Origin of the sequence: Kitasatospora nipponensis, from assembly GCF_039528135.1 — a bacterium.
Lineage (GTDB): Bacteria > Actinomycetota > Actinomycetes > Streptomycetales > Streptomycetaceae > Kitasatospora > Kitasatospora nipponensis.
In genome coordinates this window covers 1-727 of the sequence record NZ_BAAALF010000693.1, presented here as the reverse complement: position 1 = coordinate 727, position 727 = coordinate 1, and the positions used below count along the sequence as shown (strand labels likewise).

Here is a 727-nt window from a genome sequence, read left to right as displayed (position 1 = left end):
CGAAGCCGGAGCCGGCGCCGCCCCGGATGGTGAAGCCGTACTGGTTCTTCCCCTTGTCGGTCAACTTGGCTGCCGCTGCGAAGAGTTCGTCCCAGGTCCGGGGCGCGGTGAGGCCGGCCTCCTTGAACTTGTCGGCGCGGTACCAGATCACGTCCTGGTTGCCGGAGGACGGCAGCTGGTAGAGGCCCTTGCCGCCGCTCGCGCTCTTGGATATCTCGAGAAAGTTCGCCGAGACCTTCCCGTTCAGCGCGCTCTTGGCGTACCGCTCCTCCAGCGGGTCGAGCGCCTTCTGGGCGGTGAGCGAGGCGAGCAGCGCGGTGGCCACGCCGCCGACGTCCGGGGTGGAGTTGGAGGCGATCGCGGTGTTGTACTTCTCCGCCACCTCGGAGCTGGTGACACCGACGTACTTGACCGTGATGGTCGGGTTGACCTTCTCGAAGTCGGCGATCAGCTTCTGGTAGAGCGGGGTTCTCGCGGGTCCGGCGTTGTTGTCCCAGAACGTGACGGTGGTCTTTCCACCCGCGTCGGAGGAACTGCCGGAGGAGCCGCAGGCGGTGAGCAGGCCGAGCGCGGCGAGCGCAGCGGCGGTGGTGCGCAGGGGGCGGGACATGGCTGGGGGCCTGTTCTTCTCGGATGGGATGGGGGAGTTCAGCCCTTGACGGCGCCGGCGCTCATGCCCTGCACCAGGTACTTCTGGACGAAGGCGAAGACCAGCACCACGGGTACG

Annotated in this window: 1 protein-coding gene; it reads right to left on the bottom strand. The window is 67.5% G+C overall.

Annotated features, from left to right (window positions below; genetic code table 11):
• The coding region (locus ABD323_RS42755; protein ID WP_344447437.1) for an extracellular solute-binding protein at positions 1-610 on the bottom strand (610 nt) is incomplete at its 3' end.
• Positions 611-727: the final 117 nt, after the last annotated feature.